This is a genomic window from Photobacterium sp. NCIMB 13483, assembly GCF_003025475.1.
Taxonomy (GTDB): domain Bacteria; phylum Pseudomonadota; class Gammaproteobacteria; order Enterobacterales; family Vibrionaceae; genus Photobacterium; species Photobacterium piscicola.
This window is the reverse complement of the sequence record NZ_PYLV01000068.1, coordinates 1-571: the sequence shown is the minus strand read 5'-3', so window position 1 is coordinate 571 and position 571 is coordinate 1. Positions and strand designations below refer to the sequence as shown.

Below are 571 nucleotides of genomic sequence, written 5' to 3'. Positions count from 1 at the left end.
TTAACAACAGGCTAGGGAAACCTAGTAACGTTGGCGCGTTGGCAGAGTGGCTATGCAGCGGATTGCAAATCCGTGTACCTCGGTTCGACTCCGGGACGCGCCTCCATTCTCTTTGAGAATATGCGACACTAGCTCAGCTGGTAGAGCGCAACCTTGCCAAGGTTGAGGTCACGAGTTCGAACCTCGTGTGTCGCTCCAAATTAAAGAATATTGATGCTATCAGTGTTCAGCAATACAAGAGGTGACTCGACAATGTTGAGGTCACGCCTGAGTTTACAAGATCGGGAACCTCGTGTGTCGCTCCAAATTAAAGAATATTGATGCTATCAGTGTTCAGTAATACAAGAGGTGACTCAACAATGTTGAGGTCACGCCTGAGTTTACAAGATCGGGAACCTCGTGTGTTGCTCCAAATTAAAAGATATTGCTGAAATGGCAGTATTTACAGATGGTGTCTTACCCATCGCAAGAAATTGCGTGCCCTGGTGGTGGAATTGGTAGACACAAGGGATTTAAAATCCCTCGGCGTTCGCGCTGTGCCGGTTCAAGTCCGGCCCGGGGCACCATCTAT

At 48.5% G+C, this 571-nt stretch carries 3 tRNA genes; all 3 read left to right on the top strand.

Going from position 1 to position 571, the window contains the following annotated elements:
• The first annotated feature begins 32 nt into the window (after positions 1-32).
• The 3 genes from C9I86_RS19930 (at position 33) to C9I86_RS19920 (ending at position 566) form a co-directional block, all read left to right on the top strand.
• Positions 33-106, top strand: a tRNA-Cys gene (locus C9I86_RS19930).
• Positions 107-122: 16 nt separating this feature from the next.
• Positions 123-198, top strand: a tRNA-Gly gene (locus C9I86_RS19925).
• A 281-nt stretch (positions 199-479) separates the two neighbouring features.
• Positions 480-566: transfer RNA gene (locus tag C9I86_RS19920), tRNA-Leu, on the top strand.
• The last annotated feature ends 5 nt before the right edge of the window (positions 567-571 follow it).